Consider the following 22,218-nt stretch of genomic DNA (forward strand, 5'->3'; position numbering starts at 1 on the left):
GCCGGGACGCGCCCCGTTCAGGCCCGCGGAAGGCCGCGGCGGGCGGCCGGCGCCGGGATCAGACCCAGGACAGGACGCCCTTCTTCGCGGCGTAGGCGAGGCCGGTGGCGAGGAACCCCAGGAAGACGAACATCTCGCCCAGGGTGGTGAAGCCGTAGCCGGGGGCGTCGAAGACGGTGGCCCACGGGAACAGGAAGACGGCGTCCACGGCGAACACGACGTACAGGTAGGCGAACACGTAGTACCGGACGTAGGAGTGCGCCCAGCCCTCGCCGACCGGGTCGACGCCGCACTCGTACGTCATGAATTTCTCGGCCGTGGGACGATGCGGGCGCAGCATGCGGTTGGCGGCGAGACCGCCCCCGACGATGGCGCCGCCTACCAGGAGCAGCGCCAGGACGAGCGCATATGAGTCGAAATAGTTATGCACGACTTCCTCCCGGAGTGCGTCTCACCGAGTATCCCTGAGGACGGTCCACGGGGAGTGTGACGACGTACCTCCCCCCTGGAGGATCGCAGTGTCATCCTTTTACTGCACACTAGTGATGCATTGGGGTCAGTTGACCTGGAAGGACGTGACCAGATGAGCAACCCTCCTCCGCCGCCTGGCGGCTGGGAGACCCCGGGCGGTTCGTCCTGGCCGCCTCCGCCGCCGCCCGCGGGTCCGGGCGGCCACGGTCCCGGCGTCCCGGGCGGGCCGGGCCCCGGCGGCGTCGGCGGCCCCGGCACCCCTCCCCCCTTCTTCCCCCCGCCGCCCGGTGCCCCGATGGGGCCGGGGATGCCCCCGCCGTCTCCGCCGAGGCGCGGCAACGGCCCGTTGATCGCCCTGCTGGTCGGCGGCGGCCTGGTCGCGGTGATCATCGTCGCCGTGGTCGCGGTGGTGATCGCCACGAGCGGCGGCATGACCCCCGAGGAGAAGCTGCGCGCCGCGGCGGACGACATCGGCGCCGACACCTCCGTCGGGCTGGAGGGCGACTTCGGCGGCGGCGCCAACGCGATCCGCGGTGAGCTGTCGGTCACCAAGGGCGGCCGCGCCTACGGCGCCGTGACGTGGAACAACAGCCAGGTCACCGTGCTGGCGGCCGACGGGATGCTGTTCGCCAAGGCCGGTTCCGCGTTCTGGAAGCAGCAGATCTCCGGGTCCGAGACGCCGTACTACCTGGGCGACGGCGAGCAGTGGGGGCGCATGAACCCCGACGAGCTCGACCTGAAGTTCAAGGAGGAGCTGTCGCCGACGGCGCTGGCGGCCAAGCTGGACGCGGCCGCCGGTGGAACGGTCGACCCGGTCGAGACGAGCTGGAAGGGCACGAAGGCGCTCAAGTTCAGCACGTTCTCCTCGACCCTCTACATCAGCGACTCCGACGACCCCGAGCTGCTGCACTTCGAGGCGACGACGCCGCGCGTGGCGCTGGACGTGAACCCGAAGAGCTCCTCGGAGAGCGAGACGATCGTCTCGAACATGCGCACGAGCATGGGCGAGCTGAAGGACTCGTTCAACGCGGCGGCGCGCCCGACGATCGCCGAGTGGAAGAAGGGCAACTGCCAGGACGACTCCGGCTGCACCGTGCAGGCGCAGATCCGGCCGCCGTACGGGGTCGGGACGCCCGTCAGCGTCGAGATCCAGTTCTCGCTGACGGCCGGGACCCTGACGGGCAAGAGCCTCGGCGAGTGCACCACCACGATCACGATCAAGACGGAGGACCCGGTCTGGGCGAGCTGCCGGGTCAAGAGCTCCGCGTGGACGAGCTGGGCCGAGAAGACCGGCGGCACGTTCTACAAGCACGCCGACTACAAGGTGATCGGCGCCACGGCGAGCGAGGTCCAGGCGATGCAGAGCGGCCTCGACAGCGAGTAGGCGCAGGCCACCGCAGGTGAGGGGCGCGGAGCACCGCAGGCGGGGTGCTCCGCGCGCCGCACCGGTCCGCGTCCGGATGCCCGGCGACGCGTCCGTCCCCGCTCCGGGGACCCGTGTCGTCGGGCATTCTTGTCATCGTGGACTTCCCTTCCTCCGAGCCCACCGATCCCGCCGCGCCCGGCATGCCTCCCGGGCGCCCGCACGAGCCCGCCGTCCCGCGGCACGGCCGCCGCGGCGGCGCGCCGCGCGACGTGCCGGTCGCCGGACGGGCCGCGCACGAGCGGCGGCCGGACGCGTTCGCGGACGGCCCGGCATGGCCGGAGGCCGGACGCGGCCCGGACGACGGGCACCCCGGCGGTCCCGGCGGTCCCGGCGGTGACGGGCGGGTGCCGCCGGGGAGCGGCGGGCCGGTGCCGCCCGGTGCCGTCCCGGGGCGGCAGCGCGGGATGGCGAAGCGGAACCGGATGCTGCTGCTCGCGGCCGGGGTCGCGATGGCCGCGACCGCCGCGGGCGCCGTCACGATGGCGACGGCCGCGGACGACGAACCGTCCGGGCCGATCGCGAAGCCGTCCGTGACGCCGCCGCCCGCGTGGTCGCTCGCGGCGGGCCGGGGGCTCACCGACGGGCTCGGTCTCCGGTACGCGGGGACGCTCACCGTCGCGGGCGGGCCCGCGCGGCTGCGGCTGCAGATCAGCCCGGAGGGGTCGGCCAGCGGGACGCTCACGGCCGGCGCCCGGACCGCGCTGCTCGCGACGGTCGACGGCGTCACCTACATCAAGGCGGGGCTCGACTTCTGGCGCGCGTACGCGGCGGGCACCGAGCACCCCGAGTACTACGCGGGCGGCTGGGCGAAGGCGCCGCTGGCGCTGCCCGGCGTGGACGTCGCGAAGACGCTGTCGCCGGAGTCGGTGGCGCGGATGCTCGCCAAGGCGTCCGCGAACCCGAAGCGGGAGGAGGTCGGCGGCGTCCCCGCCTACGTGGTGCGGGCCGCGGACGCCGAGTACCTCGTCGCGGTCGCCGCACCGCACCGCCTGCTGGGCGTGCGCACGTCCGGCCGGACCACGCTCGCGCTCAAGGCGCAGCCCCTCACCGACCCGGCGCCCCTGTTCAAAGAACTGCGCGCGCGCGTGAAGCAGCTCGGGGGCGCGACCGACCCCACGCTGCACTTCACGCCCGGCAAGCTGACGTTCAAGAACTGCGACCAGAACATGAACGGCTGCACCGTCCAGGTCCCGGCGACGCTGTCGACCTGGGAGGGGACGGTCTCGGCGGACGCGCGCGCGTCGCTGCGGGCGTCGATCGACTCGCGGGGGCGGCCGCTCGGAACGTGCCGCGGCTCGGCGCCCGTGACGGACGCCCGGACGGTCACGCTGAGCTGCACGGTCGCGGGCAGGCAGTGGCGGACGTGGATGCGGGCCGCGCTGAACAACCCGGGCTCGTACCCGTACCAGGCGAACGCCCGCGTCGTCGGCGAGGCGCTCGCCGCGGACGACGTCCCGGAACTGCTCGCCGAGATCGACGCCGAGCGCCGGGAGCTGGTGCAGGCCGCGGCGCCGCGGCCCGGTTCGTCGGCCTCGCCGGGCGCGACGGCGCCGGACGCCCCGCAGGCCGTCACGTCGCGGACCCCGTGAGCGCCCGGCCCGCCCGGCCCGCCCGGACGGCCGGAGTCGGCCGCGGCCGGGGTCGCGTGGGGGCCGGTGGGTTCGAGCGGAATTCGCTCTGTCTACACTTCGGGGCGTGAACTCCGTGCCCACGGGAGATGACGGCTCCTCGGCGAACCGCAGAAGGCTCGTCCGGCGGCTGCACGTCGACCTCTGCCGCCAGCACAGCTGCCTGTGTCGGCGGTAACTGGGGGATTCGACCAGTTCGTACCCGGGGTGTCCGGTGACTCAGCAGTCCCCCGATCCCAGCATCGCCTCCCGGACATACCATGAAGGCAAGCCTAAGTAGCATCACGATCCTGGGTGCCTCCCCCAGGTCGGGTGCTGCCCGTCGAGGAGGTCTTCCTCTGTGACCAAACAGGTCCAGCAGCTCGACCGCGTCATCATCCGCTTCGCCGGGGACTCCGGTGACGGCATGCAGTTGACCGGCGACCGCTTCACCCAGGAGACGGCCGCGTTCGGCAACGACCTTTCCACGTTGCCGAACTTCCCGGCCGAGATCCGCGCCCCCGCCGGGACCCTCCCCGGCGTGTCCAGCTTCCAGTTGCACTTCGCCGACCACGACATCCTCACGCCGGGCGACGCGCCCGACGTCCTGGTCGCCATGAACCCGGCCGCCCTCAAGGCCAACCTCGGGGACCTCCCCCGCGGGGCGGACGTCCTGGTCAACACCGACGAGTTCACCAAGCGCAACCTCGCCAAGGTCGGCTACGCGGCCAACCCGGTCGAGGACGACTCGCTCGCCGAGTACCGGGTGCACGCCCTGCCGCTCACGTCGATGACGGTGACCGCCCTCGCCGACTTCGACATCTCCAAGAAGGACGCCGAACGCGCGAAGAACATGTTCGCGCTCGGGCTCCTGTCGTGGCTGTACCACCGCCCGACCGAGGGGACGCTCGCGTTCCTGGAGCGCAAGTTCGCCAAGAAGCCCGAGATCATGAAGGCCAACATCGCGGCCTTCCAGGCGGGCTGGAGCTACGGCGAGACCACCGAGGCGTTCTCCGTCCAGTACGAGATCAAGCCGGCCGAGCACGAGTCCGGCCTGTACCGCAACATCACCGGCAACGTCGCGCTCGCGTACGGGCTCGTCGCCGCGGGCGTCCAGTCCGGGCTGCCGGTGTACCTCGGCTCGTACCCGATCACCCCGGCGTCCGACATCCTGCACGAACTGTCGAAGCACAAGCGGTTCGGCGTCAGAACGTTCCAGGCCGAGGACGAGATCGCGGCCGTGGGCGCCGCGCTCGGCGCGTCCTTCGGCGGGTCCCTCGGCGTCACCACGACGTCCGGGCCCGGCATCGCGCTGAAGAGCGAGACGATCGGCCTCGGCGTCGCCACCGAGCTGCCGCTGCTGGTCATCGACGTCCAGCGCGCCGGGCCGTCCACCGGGCTGCCCACCAAGACCGAGCAGGCCGACCTCCTGCAGGCCATGCACGGCCGCAACGGCGAGGCGCCCGTCCCGGTCATCGCGCCGCAGTCGCCGTCCGACTGCTTCGACGCCGCGATCGAGGCCGCGCGTATCGCCGTCAAGTACCGCACGCCGGTCATCCTGCTGTCCGACGGTTACCTCGCGAACGGCTCCGAGCCGTGGAAACTGCCGGACGTCGCGAGCCTCCCGAAGATCGAGCCCGACTTCGCGACGGCCGCCGACCCCGACTTCCAGCCCTTCAAGCGGGACCCGGAGACCCTCGCCCGTCCGTGGGCGATCCCCGGCACCGCCGGGCTGGAGCACCGGATCGGCGGGCTGGAGAAGGCCGACGGGTCCGGGAACATCTCCTACGACCCGGCGAACCACGACAAGATGGTCCGGCTCCGCCAGGCCAAGGTCGACGGCATCGCGAACGACATCGCCCCGCTCACCGTGGACGACCCGTCCGGCGCGGCCCGCGTGCTCGTCCTCGGCTGGGGCGGCACGTACGGCGCGATCTCCGCCGGCGTCCGCCGCGTCCGCGACACCGGGCAGCGCGTCGCGCAGGCCCACCTGCGGCACCTCAACCCGTTCCCCGCGAACCTGCCCGAGGTCCTGCGCTCCTACGACAAGGTCATCGTGCCGGAGATCAACCTGGGCCAGCTCGCGCTGCTGCTGCGCGGCCGGTACCTCGTGGACGTCATCGGCTACAACCAGGTCCGCGGCCTGCCCTTCAAGGCCGAAGAGCTGCAGGGCGTCATCCAGGATGTGATCGACAGTGAGTGAAGTCAACGGCAACGGCCGCAGCCCCCTCTCCCTGGTTCCGAAGACCGACGGCAAGCAGACGCTGAAGGACTTCAAGACCGACCAGGAGGTCCGGTGGTGCCCCGGCTGCGGTGACTACGCGATCCTCGCGGCCGTCCAGTCCTTCCTGCCCGAACTCGGGCTGCGCAAGGAGAACATCACGTTCGTGTCGGGCATCGGCTGCTCGTCCCGGTTCCCGTACTACATGAACACCTACGGGTTCCACTCGATCCACGGCCGCGCCCCCGCGATCGCGACGGGCCTCGCCACCTCCCGTCCGGACCTGTCGGTCTGGGTCGTGACGGGCGACGGCGACGCGCTGTCGATCGGCGGCAACCACCTGATCCACGCGCTGCGCCGCAACGTCAACCTGAAGATCCTGCTGTTCAACAACCGGATCTACGGGCTGACCAAGGGCCAGTACTCCCCGACGTCCGAGATCGGCAAGATCACCAAGTCGACGCCGATGGGGTCCCTGGACGCGCCGTTCAACCCGATCTCGCTCGCCGTCGGCGCCGAGGGCACGTTCGTCGCCCGCACCATCGACTCCGACCGCAAGCACCTGCAGTCGGTGCTGCGCGCCGCCGCCCAGCACCGCGGCACCGCGCTCGTCGAGATCTACCAGAACTGCAACATCTTCAACGACGGCGCCTTCGACCCGCTGAAGGACGCCGACGTCCGCGACGACATCACCGTCCGCCTCGAACACGGCGAGCCGATCGTCTTCGGCGCCGACCGCTCGAAGGGCCTCCGGCGCACCCCGACCGGCTCCTTCGAGGTCGTGAACGTCGCCGACGTCGACCCGTCCGAGATCGTGGTCCACGACGCCCACGCCTCGGACCCGTCCCACGCGTTCGCCCTGTCCCGCCTCGACTCGCCCGCGTTCGAGCACACCCCGATCGGCATCTTCCGCGACGTCGACCGCCCGTCCTACGACGAGCTGATGCGCGAGCAGGTCGACGAGGCCGTCGAGACCCAGGGCGCCGGCGACCTCGCCGCCCTCCTCGGCAGCGGCGACACCTGGCGCATCGACTGACGAACACCGGAGAACCCGGCCCCACGCCTTACGGGGCCGGGTTCTCCGCGTATGGAACCGTCGCGAAACGGGCACCGTTCCACGTGGTGAGCGATCAGCGAACAGCGGCCGGGTTCGGACGCGACACGGTGCGGGACGGCGTCTCATCCTGGAACACTGGAGAGATCATGTCCCCGGGGAGGTGACGATGCGGGTCGTGCCGCGCCGCAACAAGGACCGTCGACGCCAGAAGGACGACGCCCCCACCCCGGACAATCAGGACACCCAACCCCTCACCGACTCCTCGCCCGACGAACCGGACACTCCCGCCGCTCCCGAGCCCGAGCCCCGGAACGTCCGCATCCTCGGAAGCACCCTCGACGAGGACGAACCCCCCACGCCCAGCCCGTCCGCCCCACCCGTCGAAGCACGGTCAGGCGATACGCAACCGGTGTCCCCCGCCCCCGAGGCCGCCGACGCGCGCACGGACGACGCCCCAGGTGCACCCACCCGTCCCGGCGACGCCCCGTCGTCCGGCGCGCGCGCTGGGGACACGCAGCCCGCACCGGCCCGACCCCAAGACGTCGGCGCGCGCGCAGACGACGGTCCGACGACGCCCGTGCGGCCCGGCGACGCCCCGCTGTCTGGTGTGCGGGGTGGGGACACGCGGCCGGGGGCGCCTCTCCCGGGGGACGTCGGCGGGCGTGCAGGGAGTGGCTCGGGGGCGGCTGTGCGGCCTGGGCGTGCGGCGCCGTTCGGTGCCGCCCCCGGGGGCGGGCGTGGGTGGCGCGAGGACTCGTGGACGGATCCGGTGGAGGCGCTCGGGCAGGAGAGCTGGGGGCGGCCGGGGCCGGAGGAGCCGTGGCGGCACTCGGTGCCGCCGCGCCGCGAGGGGCGGAAGGGGGACGCGGACGGGCGGCGGCGGGCGCGCGCGGCGGAGCGGCGGCGGGCCGCGGCGGACGCGAAGCGGAGCCGGGCGGCGCTGCGGCCCGGGCCGGCGCGGCGGGTGTCGCCGCAGGCGCGGGCCGCCGACCGGCACCGGTCGGCGCTGCTGGTCATGGTGCTCACGCTGGGCCTGCTGATCGCGGCGGTGGCGGTGACCGGCGGGCTGATCGCGTCGTCGATGCGGACGCGGCCGGTGCCGCTGGCCGATCCGCTGCACATCTACCCGGTGACGCAGGCGACGCCGGGGCAGTGCCCGCCCGGGACGCGCGGCGTCACCGGGCAGTCGGCGGGCGGGCCCACGTGCTACCGGCTGGAGCAGGGGCTCGCGATCCACGAGGTGTCCGAACTGCACGTGCAGCGGTCGCGGGTGCGGCAAGGCGGGTACGACGTGGCGCTGACGCTGCGGGCCGCGGACCGGAACGCGTTCGCCGACCTCACGCGCTCCACCGTGGGGCGCGACCTGGCGTTCGTGGTCCGCGACGAGATCGTCACCCTGCCACGGGTCGACATGGCGATCACCGACGGCAAGATCATCGTGACGGGCGCGGAGGACCGCGCGTCGGCGGTGCGGCTCCTGCGGGACCTGCGGGGCCGCTAGCCCTGCGGGAGTTCGGTGCCCTGGACGGCCTGGATCTCCAGCTCGACGCGGAGGCTCTCGCCGACCATCGCGATGCCGGCCTCCAGCAGCTCGTTGTAGCGGATGCCGAAGTCGCGGCGGCGGAGTTCGGCGGTCGCACGGAACGCGGCGCGGACGCCGCCCCACGGGTCGGCGCCCGTCCCGAGGTAAGCGAGGTCGAGGTCGACCGGCTGCGTGCGCCCGTTGAGGGTGAGCCGCCCGTGGACGGTCCAGCGGTCGGCGCCCGCGGCGGTGACGCGGTCGCCGGCGTAGTCGATGACCGGGTGCTCGTCGACGTTGAGGAAGTCGGCGGAGCGCAGGTGGTCGTCGCGGAGCTTGTTGCCGGTGTCGATGGACGACGCGTCGATGCGGGCGGTCACGCGGGACGCCTCGACGGGTTCGGCGACGTCGACGCGCCCCTCGAAGACGCCGAACCGGCCGCGGACGCTCGACAGCCCGAGGTGCTGGGCGACGGCGCCGACGCTCGAGTGCGCGGGGTCGATCGTCCACGGGCCGGGCGGCGGCAGCTCGGTGCCGCCGGCGCGGGCCAGGGCGATCCTGCCGATGTCGGCGGTGCCCGAGCCGGTCACGATGAGCGTGGCGGCGGCGGGCTGGAAGCCCATCGCCGTCACGATCACCGTGTAGGTGCCGGCGGGCAGCGGGCCGGCGGCGAGCACGCCGTCCTCCCCGGTCCGCTCCCGCGCCACCTGGTTCCCGGCCAGGTCGGTCACGGTGACGATCGCGTGCCGCACCGCCCAGCCGTCCTTCGTCCGCACGCTGCCGCGCAGACCTCGACTCACGTCCATTGACCAGCCTCGTGCTCGTTGGTCCCGGTTCGTCCGGGCGGTGTCGGTCACTCGTGCGGGTGGCCGAGCGTGACATCGTGCTCGTCGCGGCCGCCGCCCGACAGCGACAGCGCGGTGGCCACCGGCGGGTAGCCGGACGCGATGACGGTGTACTGGCCGCCGGTCAGGTCGGCGAACGCGTACTCCCCGTCCGGTCCGGTGATCATCATCGCGACGACGTTGCCGGCCGCGTCGACGATCGTGACGCGGGCGTCCGCGACGGGCTCGCCCGCCGCGTTCCGGACGGTCCCCCGCACCCGGGCGCCGGGCGGCATCTCGACGTCCTGCACGGTCTGCCCGTTGCCGCCGACCTCGACGGGCAGGGCGACGGGCCGGTGCGCGGCGGCGCTCACGGCGAGCGTGTAGGTCCCGGAGACGATGTCGCCGAACGCGTACCGCCCGTCGGGGCCGGTCCGTCCGGTGCCGACGACCTCGCCGCGGACGTCGGTGACGACGACCATCGCGTTCGGCACCGCGAGCCCGTCGGCGCCGCGGACCGTCCCGGCGAGGCCCCCGTTGCCCGCCAGGAGGAGGTCGAACTCGACCGGCTTGTCGCCGACGACGAGCGTCGCGGCCTGCGGCTCGTGCTCCCCGGTCGCCGCGATCAGCACGTACGTGCCGGGTCCGGGCGTGGGGAGCGCGTACCGTCCGTCGGCGAGGGTCAGCGCGCGCGCGAGCTGATGACCGTCCACGCCGATCAGGGTGAGCGCGGCGGACGGGACGGGCGCGCCGTCGGACGTCCGGACCACGCCCCGGACCGGGACGCCGCCGGGTTCGCCGCGCGGCGCCGACCGGGCGACCGGCTCGGCCGCGCCGGGGACCTCGGCGTCGCCCGCGGAGCGCGGCGCGCCGTCGCCCGAGGGGGAGCCGAAGCCGTTGTGGGACATCTCGTTGACCGACGCCGCGTGCCCGTACGGGACGGCGCCCGCGGCGACGAGCTCCTGGTCCGCCTGCGGGATCGCGGGCGTCCGCTCGTGCCGGCCCGCCGTGACCACCGGACGGACGGCGTCCGCGGCGGTCGCGCCGTCCTGCGGGCCCCCGGCGGCGGTGGGCGCGGGCGCGGCCGGTCCGCCGCGCAGCGGCAGCTCCTTGAGCCCGAGGACGACGAGGAAGCCGAGGACGGCGATCGGGACGCCGATGATGAAGACGGTCTCGATGGCGTTGTTGAACGCGGTCAGCACGATGTGCTTGATCGGCTCGGGCAGCGCCGCGATCTGGTCGGGCGAGCCGAGCCCGCCGTCGCCGCCCGCGGGCAGCGCGATGCCCGCGGCGCGCGCGCCCTCGGCCATCTCGTCGCCGAGCCGGTTGGTGAGGATCGACCCGAACGCGGCGACGCCCATCGCGCCGCCCAGGTTGCGGAAGAACGACAGCCCGGACGTGGTGGACGCCAGGTCGGCGCGGGCCGCGGAGTTCTGCGCGGCGAGGATCAGGATCTGCAGGGTCAGCCCGAGCCCGACGCCGAGCAGCGCGAGGCCGACGCCGATCTCGACCCTGGACGAGTCGACGTGCAGGCGCGACAGCAGGTACAGGGCGCCCGCGACGAACACCATCCCGACCACCGGGTAGATCTTGTAGCGGCCGGTGCGGGTGACGAGCTGGCCGGAGAGGGTCGAGGTGATCAGCATGCCGATGACCAGCGGCAGCGTCATCAGGCCGGAGACCGTGGGGCTCATCCCCTTGACGATCTGCAGGTACTGCGGCATGTAGATCATCGCGCCGAACATGGCGACGGCCATGCACAGCAGGCCGATGCTCGCCAGCACGAACGTCCGGTCCCGGAACAGGCGGAGCGGCAGGATCGGGTCGCGGGCGTACCGCTCGGCGACGATCGCGAGGGCGGTCAGGACGACCGTCACGCCGATCAGCACGTACGTCCAGATGGAGTTCCACGCGAACTGGTCGCCGCCCATCGACAGCAGGAACATCAGCGCGGCGGCGGCGCCGGTGATCGTGATGCCGCCCCAGACGTCGATGCTCGTGTCGGTCCGCGACTTCGGCAGCTTGAGGACCTTCTGGATGACGATGAACGCGACGACCGCGAGCGGGACGCACACGTAGAAGCACCAGCGCCAGCCGAGGGCGCCCGCGTCGACGATGAACCCGCCGAGCAGCGGCCCGGCGACCGTCGCGACGCCGAACACCGCCCCCATGTACCCGGCGTAGCGTCCGCGCTGCCGCGGCTCGACGACGTCCCCGAGGATGACCTGCGCCAGCGCGGACAGGCCGCCGACGCCGAGGCCCTGCAGCCCGCGGGCGACGATGAGCTGGCCGATGTTCTGCGACAGCCCGGCCCCCACCGAGGCGAGGACGAAGATCAGCAGCGCCGTCTGGAAGATGAGCTTGCGGCCGAAGACGTCCGACAGCTTGCCCCACAGCGGCGTCGAGGCGGTCATCGTCAGCAGCGCGGCGCTGGCCACCCAGGCGAGCTTGTCCTGGCCGCCGAGGTCGCCGACGATCGTCGGCAGCGCGGTGCTGATGACCGACGTGGAGATCATCGCGGTCAGCATCGCCATCATCAGGCCGGACAGGATCTTCAGGACCTGACGGTGCGTGTACTGCGGGATCTCTTGCTCAGGCTCGGCCGTAGCCGCGCTCCCTCGAACCACTCTGCCCCCATCGAACTCAATTATCTGTGCTTAGCATGTATCCTATGTAGACGGATGTTTACTTGCAACTCGGGGGATACTGATGTGATGGAGGCGATACAGGTCGATGACCCCGCGGGCGTCGACGTCGACACCCCCGCGGGGGTCGACGGCGACGCGCGTCCGGCCGTCCGCAAGCGCGACCGGGAGGCCACCCGGCGGCGCATCCTGGACGCCGCCCGCGACCTGTTCGGCCAGCACGGCTACGGCGGCGTCACCATCCGGATGATCGCCGCCGAGGCGGACGCGAACACCGCGCTCGTCCACCGCTACTTCGGCTCGAAGGCCGACCTGTTCGCCGAGGTCCTCTCCGGGGAGTCGGTGCTGCGCGGCGTCATCGCCGGCGGCCCCGAGGGCCTCCCCCGGCGGCTCGCCGAATACTTCGCCCACCAGGTCGAACACCGCTCGGTCACGTCGGTGTCGCGGCTCCTCGACCGCTCCGCCGGGCATCCCGAGGTCAAGCAGAGCCTCCTGCGCTACCTCGAGGACGCCATCGTCGAACCGATGGTCGCGCAACTCGACGGGCCCAACCCGCGTGCGCGCGCGCTGCTCGCGTCCACGATCCTCATGGGCGGTGGGCCCGTCCGGCGGCTCTTCGGCCTCAACGACCTCCGCGAGGCCGACCCGGACGAACTCACCGACCGCCTCACCGCCATGTTCACCGCCGCCCTCGCCCCCTGACCGCCGCGATCGTCCCGGAGGCGTACGGGCGGACGGCCGCGTACCGCGGCGGGCGCAGCGCGGATCGGCCGCCGGGCGGAGCGCGCGGCGGTCCCGCGCCCATAGGGTTGCCGACATGAGGCTGGGGGGACGGGTCCGCGAGCGCTGGAACGGAACGGGACGGGCCGCGCGCTGGACGGCGGCGGGGGCCGCGCTCGCGCTCGCCGGCACGGGCGCCCTCTGGGGCGTCACCGCCGACACCGCACCGGACGTGCGCGTCCTCGAACGGCGCGTCGCCGTCCTGGACGGCCCCCGCGACGACCAGCGCGTCACCCTGGACGTCTCGTTCTACGCGCCCGAGAACGCCCGCCGCGTCCCCGCGATCATGCTGGCGCACGGATTCGGCGGCACCAAACGGGACATGGCGGGTGAAGCCCGCGCCCTCGCTGAGGAAGGGTACGCCGTCCTCACCTGGTCGGCGCGCGGGTTCGGCGAGTCCACCGGAGAGATCGCCCTCAACTCGCCCGACTACGAGGTCAAAGACGCGCGGCGGCTCGTCGACTGGCTCGCGGCCCGCCCCGAGGTCCGGCTCGACGGCCCCGGCGACCCGCGCATCGGCGTCGCCGGACCGTCCTACGGCGGCGCGATCTCCCTGCTCACCGCCGCGTACGACGACCGCGTCGACGCCATCGCCCCCCAGATCACCTGGCACGGCCTCGACGACGCGCTGTTCCCCGACGCGTCCGGCGAAGGCCCCGCGAACGGCGTCTACAAGAAGCTGTGGGCCGGGCTGTTCTTCGCCAACGGCGCCGGCGGGACGGCCTGCGGCCGGTTCCTGCCGTCCCTCTGCGCGATGTTCGAGGAGGTCGCCGAGACCGGACGGCCCACCGACGAGGCCGTCGCGACCCTGCGGCGCTCCAGCCCGTCCGCGGTCGCCGACCGCATCGACGTCCCCACCCTGCTCGTCCAGGGGCAGTCCGACTCGCTGTTCCCGCTGTCGCACGCCGACGCGAACGCCCGCGCCATCACCCGCAACGGCGCGCCCGTCTCCGTCGTCTGGTACCGGGGCGGCCACGACGGCGGCCCGGAGGAGACCGAACGCGTCCGGGGCCTCGTCCGCGACTTCTTCGACGCGCACCTCAAGGGCGCCCGGGGCATCGAACTCCCCGGCTTCACGGTCACGCGCTCCGGCGGGCTCGACTCGTCCACCGGGGAGGTCGTGGTCGAGGAGGCCGCCGCGCCCGACTACCCGGGCCTGGCGGGCGCGCCCCGCGCCCTCCCCCTCGAAGGCCGCGAGCAGACGATCCACCGCCCCGCGGGCGGCGTCCCCACCGGCATCTCCGCCCTGCCCGGCATCGGCTCGCTCGGCGGCGGGCTCGACCTCGGCGCCCTCGGCGGCGGCGGGCTCACCGACCCGCCGGGCCAGTCCGCGACGTTCGACACCGCACCGCTGGACCGTCCCGTGCACCTCACCGGCGCCGCGTCCGTCCGGCTCCGGGTGAGCGAGGGCGAGGGCGAGGGCGACGGCGTGCCGCTGTTCGCCAAGCTCTACGACGTCGCACCGGACGGCCGCGCGACCCCCGCACGCCGCCTCGCCGCGCCGTTCCGCGCCCCGGACGGCGAGGACGTCACCGTCACGCTCCCCGGGATGGACCACCGGTTCGACCGCGGCCACCGGCTCCGGCTCGTCGTCTCGACCACCGACATGGGGTTCGCGACCCCGCCCGAGGCCGCGTCCTTCAAGGTGCGGGCGTCCTCGCCGCTCACCGTCCCGACCGTCCCGGCGCTGTCGACCGCGACCAGCCCGCCGCCCGTCTGGGTCTGGGCGCTCCCCCTCGCCGCCCTGGCCGTCGCCGCGGGCCTCCTCGTCCGGCGCCGCACGCCCGCCGACGCCGGGGACGGCGACGTCCCACTGGAGATCATCGGGCTGACGAAGAAGTACAAAAACGGGCATCTCGCCGTCGCCGACCTCTCCTTCCGCGTCGAGAAGGGCCAGGTCCTCGGCCTGCTCGGGCCGAACGGCGCCGGGAAGACCACGACCCTCCGCATGCTGATGGGCCTGATCCACCCCGACGCGGGCGAGATCCGCATCTTCGGGCAGCGCGTCACCCCCGGCGCGCCCGTCCTCGCCCGGCTCGGCTCGTTCGTCGAGGGCCCCGGCTTCCTGCCGCACCTGTCCGGCCGCGACAACCTCGACCTGTACTGGCGCGCCACCGGACGTCCCCGCGCCGAGGCGCACATGGACGAGGCGCTCGAGATCGCCGCGCTCGGCCCGGCCCTCGACCGCGCCGTCCGCACGTACTCGCAGGGCATGCGGCAGCGGCTCGCGATCGCCCAGGCCATGCTCGGCCTCCCCGACCTGCTCGTCCTCGACGAACCCACCAACGGCCTCGACCCGCCGCAGATCCGCGAGATGCGCGACGTGCTCGTCCGCTACGCCGCGGCCGGGCGCACGGTGATCGTCTCCAGCCACCTGCTCGCCGAGGTCGAGCAGACGTGCACGCACGCCGTCGTCATGGCGGGCGGACGGCGCGTCACCGCGGGCCCCGTCGCCGAGATCGTCGGGTCGGGCCGCCGCCTCGAGGACGCCTTCCTCGAACTGATCGGGGAGGGAACGTGACGTACCAGGTCAACCGGACGCTGCCGCTCGGTGTCGAGACCGTCCGGCAGTTCCGCCGCCGCCGCACGATGTTCGCGTTCGCCGTCCTGCTCGTCCTGCCCTGGGTGCTCGTGGCCGCGTTCAAGATCGGCGGCGATCCCGGTCCGGACGGCGTCCCGAGCCTGGTGGACGTCGCGACCGCGAGCGCGCTGAACTTCGCGCTCTTCGCCCTGTTCGTCTCGACCGGGTTCCTGCTCGTCGTCGCGGTCGCGCTGTTCTGCGGCGACACCGTGGCGAGCGAGGCGGGCTGGTCGTCCCTGCGCTACCTGCTCGCCGCGCCCGTCCCGCGCGGCCGGCTGCTGCGGCAGAAGCTGATCGTCGCGCTCGGCTACGCGGTCGTCGCCGTCCTGTCGCTGCCGCTGATGTCGCTGGTCGCGGGCACCGTCGCGTTCGGCTGGGGCGACGTCGAACTCCCCACGGGCGGCAGCGTCCCGGTCGGCACCGCGCTCCAGCGCATGGCGATCATCGTCGGGTACTCGCTGATCGCCCAGCTCGTCGTGGCCGCGCTCGCCTTCCTGCTCTCGGTGACGACCGACTCCCCGCTCGGCGCGGTCGGCGGCGCCGTCGGGCTCGTCATCGTCAGCAACATCCTGGACGCCGTCACCGCCCTGGGCTCGCTCCGCGACTTCCTGCCGACCCACTGGATGTACGCGTGGATGGACGCGCTCCAGCCCGACATCGAATGGACGGGCATGGCGAAGGGCACCGCGCTCTCGGTGTCGTACGCCGCCGTCCTGTTCGCCCTCGCATTCCGCCGCTTCCGCAACCGCGACATCGTCTCCTGAACTGGCCGAGTCCGGCCACACTCGAATCACTCTCCGCTATTTCACGACCACTCTCCGCAATGAGGACTTCCGCAAAATCGGTCGAACGGGCAGAGGTGGTCGCATACACTCGCCGAACCTCGCACGCGCGGCCCGCGTCGTACGAGGTGAATGCGGCATCAGCTCGACGGGCGGGTTAAATCTCGCCCTACGGGGGAGATGATCACCATGGCACGGCAGCAGCTCATCAAACGCCCCAAGCCTCCACGTCAACCGAGCCAGCCCGACCTCAGGACGCCGTCCGGCCGCCTCCTGCCGTACTGATGAACTTCCGAAATCACAAAGGACCTCCCTTCCGGGAGGTCCTTTCTTTTTCTCGGGAAACAGCCCGATCTTTCAGGGCATGAGCCGAAGTCGAACCTCCTGCAGCAACCGCTGCCGCTGCACTTCCTCGTCCCGGTCGCTCGGCCGGAACCGGACGAGCCCGTCCTCGATCACCTGCCAGAACTGCGGGCTCGGCGCCACGAGCCCCTGCCGCATCAGCCGCCGTATCTCGGGCAGCCCCATCTCCCCCACCTCGTCGGAGACCCGCCGCCACGCCCGCCGGTCGGCCTCCTCCTGCCGCATCGCGTAGACCAGCCCACCGACCACGGCGAGCGCGGTGACGACCATGAGGACGACCGTATGAGGCGCCAAACCCAGACCCATACACCGATTCTCCCCACCTCCCCCCACCCCCACAATCCCAACCTGGAAACCCACAACCCCCGACACCACAATTCCCGACACCAGAGCCCCCCGAACAGACGAGCCCCCGAACGACCGCATCACCCCAGACACCCCACCCTCGTGACCGGCAGCATCGACGGCACCTTCGGCCGCGGCCCGTCTCCACCCCCGGCTGACCAAACACGACCCCACCAAACTCTCGCGGCATCACCAGACGGCCGCGCCATCGGCACCGGCACAAGCACCGACACTGGCACCGGCACCGGCACCGGCACCGAAAGAGTCCGTCGACAGTCCCGCCCCAGTCCCGGACCCCAATTCAGCGCATGCCTGCGCCGACACCAGTGACCGGCCCCCGAGGCGCCGCTCATGCCGGCGGTGCTCCACCGCTGGGGCGGCGGCTGCAGCGACCAGGCCGCCGGGGGGCTGCCCCAGCGGCGGACGCCCCTGGAAGCTGACGCCGACGGCACTCCCCAGGGCATCAGACGCGGGGCCCGGGCGCTGGACGGCGACGGCCCACCATCGGCGGCGCGGCGGCCTCATGCACCCGCGCCTCCGGGCCAAGTGGCCGCACGCTGACCGTGCAGACCGCAGGCCCGCGGGTGCGGTGGGCGGCGTGGCGGAGGCGGGAGGGGAGTTCTGCGTGCTCGGGCTTCATTCGCGGGCTCCCAACTGAGTGATCGGGGTGGGTTTGGTGGCGGCGCGGGTGGTCCAGACGGAGGCGAGGCTCGTCACGGCGAAGGAGGCGAGGGTGATGGCGGCGAGGAGGGTCCAGGGGACGGCGACCAGGGGGCGGTCGACGGCGCGCAGGGACGCGGCGAGCATGCCGGACAGGGCTCCCGCCGCCACGGTGCAGCCGAGGGCGAGGCCGATCGCGGTGACCGCCCAGGACTCGATCAGGGCGGCGCGGACGACCTGGCCGCGGGTCAGTCCGGCGACGCGGGCCGCGGCGAACTCGGTGCGGCGCTCGCTTCCGGCGATGACGACGGCGTTGACGACCGCGACGGCGGCGTAGCCGCCCGCCATGCCCATGAGGACGGCGAGGATGCCGATGTTCATGCGCTGCTGGGCCGCGGCTCTGCCGTCGGCCCACTGGGCGACGGTCTCGACTTCGCCGATGCCCGCCTTGCGGAGGGCGCTCGCCACCGTGGACGGGGCGACGCCGGGCGCCGTCCGGACGACCGTCCGGGCCGGGGCGGCGGCGCGGGCGTCCGGAGGGATGAGGTCTCTCGGGATCAGGAAGCGTTCGGAGTAGTTCTCCAGGGTGGGGGCCAGTGCGGCGACGACCTTCACGCGCACTTTGCGGCCGTCGATCGCGGCCGTGGCGGTGGAGCCGACGCGGATCCCTTCGGCGGCCAGGCCGGGGCCGACGGCGATGGTGCGGCCGTGGAGGCGGCGCAGCGAGCCCGCGTGGGGTTGCAGGTGGTGGGTGCGGCGGTAGGCGGTGGCGTCGACGGCGATGATCCCGCCGTAGTGGGTGCGGCCGGACGATCTGCCCTGCCTGTGGTGGCGGGCGCGCACGCTGATCTCGACGGACAGTTCGGTGGACGCGACGGCGACGCCGGGGACGGACGCGATGCGTTCGGCGTCGGCGCCCGTGGAGGTGACCACCAGGTGGCCGTTGACCAGGCGGCGCTGCTCCTCGCCCGCCATGAGCGCGAGCGAGCCCAGTGTGCCGGTGAGCCCGACGAGGAGGGCGACGAGCACGATGAGCGGGGCGGCGGTGGAGGCGCTGCGCCGCACGCCGTCGCGGAGTTCGGCCTGGGCGAGTTCGCCGAGGGTGGTGCGGCGCAGGAGGAGGCCGAGGGCGCGGCCGGTGAGCGGCACGACGAGGGGGCTGAGCGCGCTGAGCGCCACCGAGCCCATGATGCAGATGCCGATGCCCAGCAGGAGGGCGCCGAGCAGGTCGGCGGACTGGGCGAGCGTCACCATCCAGATGGTGAGGGCGAGGCATGAGACCCCGGAGAGCCAGCGCGCCGGGGTCATCACCCGGGCGGCGGCGCCGACGTCGCGCATGGCGTCGAGCGGACGGACCTTGGCGGCGCGGCGGGCGGCGGCGAGCACCCCGACGAGGGACACGCCGATCCCGATGCAGGGTGACACGAAGAGGACGCCCGCGTCCCAGCCGGGCGAGAAGCCGTCCGGCAGGAAGCCGAGACGGATCATCAGCAGGGCCTGCAGCCACATCGCCGGGATGCCGACGATGATCCCGATGGCCGTGCCGACCGTGCCGAGCAGGAGCGCCTCGCCGAGCAGCAGCGCGACCAGCCCGGCGCGGCCGCCGCCGAGGAGGCGGAGCAGGGCGAGTTCGCGTCGGCGCTGCGCCACCGTGAAGGCGAAAGTCGAGCTGACGATGAAGATCGTCAGGAAGGTCGCCAGCATCAGCGTCATGCCGAGGACGGTGGCGGCTCCGGCGTAGTCCTCGCGGAGCTCCTCCCGGGCGCGGCCCGTGAGGCCGGGCGGGAGCGGCGCCCGGTCGGCGGAGATCATCACGAGGAGGGACGCCTGGACGAGCGCCACCCCGAGCGCGACGGCGGTGACCGCCCCGGCGAACAGCCGGCGGTGCTCGCGGAAGGTGTGCAGGGACACGGTCAGCACGGCGCCGCCTCCAGCAGGGCCAACCGTTCGGCGACGTCGCGGGCGGTCGGGCGGTCGAGCCGGTCGACGAGCCGGCCGTCGGACAGGAACACCACCGCGTCGGCGTGGGCGGCGGCCGCCGGGTCATGGGTGACCATCGCGACGGTCTGACCGTCCTGGTCGACCATCCGGCGGAGCAGGGCCAGGACGGTGCGGGCGGACGCGGAGTCGAGCGCACCGGTGGGCTCGTCGGCGAACAGGACGGCGGGTCTGGTGACCATGGCGCGGGCGATCGCCACCCGCTGCTGCTGACCGCCGGACAGTTCGCGGGGTCTGTGTCTCAGCCGGTCGCCGAGGCCGACCGAGGCGAGCACCGCGCGGACGTCCGCGCGGGACACCCGGAGCCCCGCGAGTTTCAGCGGGAGCGCCACGTTCTGCTCGGCGGTCAGCGAGCCGATCAGGTTGAAGCTCTGGAAGACGAATCCCATGGTGCGGCGGCGCAGCCCGGTGAGCACGTGGTCGGGCGCCCAGGTGATGTCCTGCCCGGCGAGGTACACCTGCCCGCCGTCCACCCGGTCGAGCCCGGCGGCGCAGTGCAGCAGCGTGGACTTCCCGGAACCGGACGGGCCCATGACGGCCGTCCAGGAGCCGACGGGGAACGCCATGCTGACCCCGTCGAGGGCGCGGACCCGCGCGTTGCCGCCTCCGTGATCCCGGACCACCGCGCGCAGTTCGGACGCCGGGACCCCGGCCATCGGTGTGATCGACATTGTCATCCCCCTCGCTTCCGCAATCCAAGGAACCACCGGGGGCATGGGCGCCGGATCATGTCCAGCCACCAACTTGAAGGTATGGGTAGGCATACCTCCAGGTCGGCCGTCCGCTGGCTAGCTTGGGTGCCATGACCGCCGCCGAACCCCGTACCGCGCTGGAGTCGGCGACGAGACGCCGGTTCCTGCTCACGCGGTGGCCGTGGCGCTGCGCGGGGTATCTGCTCACGACGCCGATCCCCGTGCTCGCGGCGGCCGTGCCCTTCGGGCTGTTCGCGCTGCCCTGGGCGGAGGCGCTCTCGTCGCCGCACGGCGTGGGCGCGCGGCTGCTGCTGGGCGCGCTCGGCGTCCTGCTCGTCGCGGGGATCGGCCCGCTGGTGGCGCTGCCGCTCGCCGAGGTCGAGCGCCGGCGTCTCCGGCTGGTCGACTCCCGTCCCGTCCGCCCACGCGCGACGGGGGCGGCGGCCGCGGACGTCTGGCCGTGGTCGCCCGTGCGGTACGGCGACGCGGCGGTCTGGCGGGAGATGGGCTACGCGTTCCTGCTGGTGACCGTGGTGCCCGTCCTGTACGGGGCGTTCCTGGTGTTCGCCCTGGTCGTCGCGGGCCTGGTGCTCAGCCCGCTGCTGGCCCGCGGGGCCGGGCAGCCGGTCGCGCTGGGCGTGGCCGAGGTCGCCACGCCCACCGGCGCGATCCCGTACGCGCTGCTCGGCGCCGTCCTCCTGGCGGCCCTCCCGTACCTGGCCGCTCTCCTCGCGGGCGCGCACGGCGCGGTGGCGCGCGCGCTGCTCGGGCGCGACCGCGACGAGCGGCTGCGGGCCGAACTCGTCGAGGTGGCGCGGTCGCGCGCCCGTCTCGTGGACGCGTTCGAGGCCGAGCGCCGCCGCATCGAGCGCGACCTGCACGACGGCGCGCAGCAGCGGCTCCTCGGCCTGACGCTGCAGCTCGGCCTGGCCCGCGTCGACATCCCGCCCGACTCCGACGCCGGGCGGAGCGTCGCGGAGGCGCACGAGCACGCCAAGCTGCTGATGGGCGAACTCCGGGAGCTCATCCGCGGCATCCACCCCCGGGTCCTGACGGATCGCGGCCTCCCCGCGGCCCTGCGGGAGCTCGCCGACCGCTCCCCGGTGCCGGTGACGGTCCGGGCCGACCTGCCCGGACGGCTCGCGCCGCACGAGGAGGGAACCGCGTACTTCGTGGCCGCCGAGGCACTGGCCAACGTGGCCAAGCACAGCCGCGCGACGCGCGCCTCGGTCACCGTCCGGATCCGGGACGGCATGCTCGTCCTCGAAGTCGAGGACGACGGGTGCGGCGGCGCCGACCCCGCCCTGGGGACCGGTCTCACCGGCCTGGCCGACCGGGTGGCGGTCGTCGACGGGAGAATGCTGCTGTCCAGTCCGGCCGGAGGGCCGACCGTCCTGCGCGTGGAGTCGCCTTGCAGCCGACCATCCGGGTAGTCCTCGCCGAGGACGGCGTCCTGCTGCGGGAGGGGCTCGCGGGCCTGCTCGCCAGGTTCGGGTTCGAGGTCGTGGCCGCGGTCGGCGACGCCGGGGCCCTGATCGACGCGGTGTCCGCGCACGAACCCGACCTGGTCGTCACCGACATCCGCATGCCGCCCGGCTTCAGCGACGAGGGCCTGCGCGCCGCCGTGGAGCTGCGCGCGTCCAGGCCCGGCCTCGCCGTCGTCGCGCTCAGCCAGTACGTGGAGGTGAGCTACGCGAGCGAGCTGCTCGACTCCCACGACGGCGCCCGGGCCGGCTACCTGCTGAAGGACCGCGTGGTGGACGTCCAGGAGTTCGCGGCCGCGCTGCGCCGGGTCGTCGACGGCGGCACGGTCGTCGACCCTTCGGTCGTCCGGCAACTGCTGCGTCGCAGCGAGGACCCGCTCGCACGGCTGTCGGCACGCGAACGGGAGGTCCTCGCGCTCATGGCCGAAGGCCACTCGAACACGGCGATCGCCCGCCGCCTGGTGGTCGCGGAGGTGACCGTCGGCAAGCACGTCGGCAGCATCCTCGGCAAACTCGACCTCCCCCTCACCGACGACACGAACCGCCGCGTCCTCGCCGTCCTCACCTACCTCCGAAGCACCGCCGCCTAACCCCCCGGGACCACCTGGCCTGCCAGACCCCAGCGTCACCGCGCTGCCGAACCACCGCGCCGCCGCGCCGCCGGGCCGCCGCACCGCGGGGCCGCCGGGCAGCCGGGCCGCCGGGCCACTGGCCCCCGGACCGCCGCGCCACCGGGCTGCCGCGCCACCACGCCGCCGGGCCG

At 73.5% G+C, this 22,218-nt stretch carries 16 protein-coding genes; 10 read left to right on the plus strand and 6 right to left on the minus strand.

The window, feature by feature from the left end:
- Nucleotides 1–58 precede the first annotated feature (58 nt).
- Nucleotides 59–430 (minus strand): NADH-quinone oxidoreductase subunit A, encoded by a 372-nt coding sequence (locus AB0L25_RS09275; protein WP_500170219.1) that lies wholly within the window; start codon nucleotides 428–430, stop codon nucleotides 59–61.
- A gap of 153 nt (nucleotides 431–583) precedes the next feature.
- Between AB0L25_RS09275 and AB0L25_RS09280 the strand changes: the two genes are divergently transcribed.
- From AB0L25_RS09280 to AB0L25_RS09300, 5 genes are all read left to right on the plus strand, one after another.
- A complete protein-coding gene (locus AB0L25_RS09280) occupies nucleotides 584–1,855 on the plus strand; it encodes a hypothetical protein (RefSeq protein WP_500170221.1) in 1,272 nt (423 codons plus the stop codon).
- A 137-nt stretch (nucleotides 1,856–1,992) separates the two neighbouring features.
- On the plus strand, nucleotides 1,993–3,486 hold the full coding sequence (locus tag AB0L25_RS09285) for a LolA-like protein (RefSeq protein WP_500170222.1): 1,494 nt from the start codon (nucleotides 1,993–1,995) through the stop codon (nucleotides 3,484–3,486).
- Nucleotides 3,487–3,865: 379 nt separating this feature from the next.
- Nucleotides 3,866–5,707, plus strand: a complete 1,842-nt coding sequence (locus AB0L25_RS09290; protein ID WP_500170224.1) for a 2-oxoacid:acceptor oxidoreductase subunit alpha — start codon at nucleotides 3,866–3,868, stop codon at nucleotides 5,705–5,707.
- Nucleotides 5,700–6,761 carry a 2-oxoacid:ferredoxin oxidoreductase subunit beta gene (locus tag AB0L25_RS09295; protein ID WP_500170225.1) on the plus strand — a complete coding sequence of 354 codons (1,062 nt, stop codon included), beginning with the start codon at nucleotides 5,700–5,702 and terminating at the stop codon, nucleotides 6,759–6,761. The genes AB0L25_RS09290 and AB0L25_RS09295 overlap by 8 nt, the downstream gene beginning before the upstream one ends.
- A 790-nt stretch (nucleotides 6,762–7,551) precedes the next feature.
- Nucleotides 7,552–8,283 carry a SecDF P1 head subdomain-containing protein gene (locus tag AB0L25_RS09300; RefSeq protein WP_500170227.1) on the plus strand — a complete coding sequence of 244 codons (732 nt, stop codon included), beginning with the start codon at nucleotides 7,552–7,554 and terminating at the stop codon, nucleotides 8,281–8,283.
- Here the strand turns inward: AB0L25_RS09300 and AB0L25_RS09305 are convergent.
- On the minus strand, nucleotides 8,280–9,107 hold the full coding sequence (locus AB0L25_RS09305) for a YceI family protein (RefSeq protein ID WP_500170229.1): 828 nt from the start codon (nucleotides 9,105–9,107) through the stop codon (nucleotides 8,280–8,282). The genes AB0L25_RS09300 and AB0L25_RS09305 overlap by 4 nt on opposite strands.
- 47 nt (nucleotides 9,108–9,154) lie before the next feature.
- On the minus strand, nucleotides 9,155–11,752 hold the full coding sequence (locus AB0L25_RS09310; RefSeq protein WP_500170231.1) for an MFS transporter: 2,598 nt from the start codon (nucleotides 11,750–11,752) through the stop codon (nucleotides 9,155–9,157).
- A gap of 87 nt (nucleotides 11,753–11,839) precedes the next feature.
- Between AB0L25_RS09310 and AB0L25_RS09315 the strand changes: the two genes are divergently transcribed.
- The 3 genes from AB0L25_RS09315 (at nucleotide 11,840) to AB0L25_RS09325 (ending at nucleotide 15,895) form a co-directional block, all read left to right on the plus strand.
- Nucleotides 11,840–12,472, plus strand: coding sequence for a TetR/AcrR family transcriptional regulator (locus AB0L25_RS09315; RefSeq protein ID WP_500170233.1), 633 nt, complete (start codon nucleotides 11,840–11,842; stop codon nucleotides 12,470–12,472).
- A 115-nt stretch (nucleotides 12,473–12,587) separates the two neighbouring features.
- Entirely contained in the window at nucleotides 12,588–15,071 is a 2,484-nt protein-coding gene (locus AB0L25_RS09320) for an alpha/beta fold hydrolase (RefSeq protein ID WP_500170235.1), read from the plus strand.
- A complete protein-coding gene (locus AB0L25_RS09325; RefSeq protein WP_500170236.1) occupies nucleotides 15,068–15,895 on the plus strand; it encodes an ABC transporter permease in 828 nt (275 codons plus the stop codon). The genes AB0L25_RS09320 and AB0L25_RS09325 overlap by 4 nt, the downstream gene beginning before the upstream one ends.
- Before the next feature lie 375 nt (nucleotides 15,896–16,270).
- Here AB0L25_RS09325 and AB0L25_RS09330 read toward each other — a convergent pair whose 3' ends face one another.
- From AB0L25_RS09330 to AB0L25_RS09340, 3 genes are all read right to left on the minus strand, one after another.
- Nucleotides 16,271–16,546 carry a hypothetical protein gene (locus tag AB0L25_RS09330; protein ID WP_500170238.1) on the minus strand — a complete coding sequence of 92 codons (276 nt, stop codon included), beginning with the start codon at nucleotides 16,544–16,546 and terminating at the stop codon, nucleotides 16,271–16,273.
- Between the two features lie 711 nt (nucleotides 16,547–17,257).
- Complete coding sequence (locus AB0L25_RS09335) at nucleotides 17,258–19,201, minus strand: FtsX-like permease family protein (RefSeq protein WP_500170240.1); 1,944 nt, start codon at nucleotides 19,199–19,201, stop codon at nucleotides 17,258–17,260.
- Nucleotides 19,195–19,950 carry an ABC transporter ATP-binding protein gene (locus tag AB0L25_RS09340; RefSeq protein ID WP_500170242.1) on the minus strand — a complete coding sequence of 252 codons (756 nt, stop codon included), beginning with the start codon at nucleotides 19,948–19,950 and terminating at the stop codon, nucleotides 19,195–19,197. The genes AB0L25_RS09335 and AB0L25_RS09340 overlap by 7 nt, the downstream gene beginning before the upstream one ends.
- A gap of 131 nt (nucleotides 19,951–20,081) precedes the next feature.
- Between AB0L25_RS09340 and AB0L25_RS09345 the strand changes: the two genes are divergently transcribed.
- Both AB0L25_RS09345 and AB0L25_RS09350 read left to right on the plus strand, forming a co-directional pair.
- A complete protein-coding gene (locus AB0L25_RS09345) occupies nucleotides 20,082–21,404 on the plus strand; it encodes a sensor histidine kinase (RefSeq protein ID WP_500170244.1) in 1,323 nt (440 codons plus the stop codon).
- A complete protein-coding gene (locus tag AB0L25_RS09350) occupies nucleotides 21,383–22,045 on the plus strand; it encodes a response regulator (RefSeq protein WP_500170245.1) in 663 nt (220 codons plus the stop codon). Before AB0L25_RS09345 ends, AB0L25_RS09350 begins: the two co-directional genes overlap by 22 nt.
- Nucleotides 22,046–22,218: the final 173 nt, after the last annotated feature.

The organism is Spirillospora sp. NPDC052242 (assembly GCF_040679555.1).
Classification (GTDB): Bacteria; Actinomycetota; Actinomycetes; order Streptosporangiales; family Streptosporangiaceae; genus Spirillospora.

Bases quoted from the DNA above. Each gene is read 5' to 3' on its own strand.
- AB0L25_RS09280 (WP_500170221.1), top strand. From the start codon at position 584: ATGAGCAACCCTCCTCCGCCGCCTGGCGGCTGGGAGACCCCGGGCGGT.
- AB0L25_RS09305 (WP_500170229.1), bottom strand. From the start codon at position 9,107: ATGGACGTGAGTCGAGGTCTGCGCGGCAGCGTGCGGACGAAGGACGGC.
- AB0L25_RS09315 (WP_500170233.1), top strand. From the start codon at position 11,840: ATGGAGGCGATACAGGTCGATGACCCCGCGGGCGTCGACGTCGACACC.
- AB0L25_RS09320 (WP_500170235.1), top strand. From the start codon at position 12,588: ATGAGGCTGGGGGGACGGGTCCGCGAGCGCTGGAACGGAACGGGACGG.
- AB0L25_RS09330 (WP_500170238.1), bottom strand. From the start codon at position 16,546: ATGGTCGTCACCGCGCTCGCCGTGGTCGGTGGGCTGGTCTACGCGATG.
- AB0L25_RS09340 (WP_500170242.1), bottom strand. From the start codon at position 19,950: ATGTCGATCACACCGATGGCCGGGGTCCCGGCGTCCGAACTGCGCGCG.
- AB0L25_RS09345 (WP_500170244.1), top strand. From the start codon at position 20,082: ATGACCGCCGCCGAACCCCGTACCGCGCTGGAGTCGGCGACGAGACGC.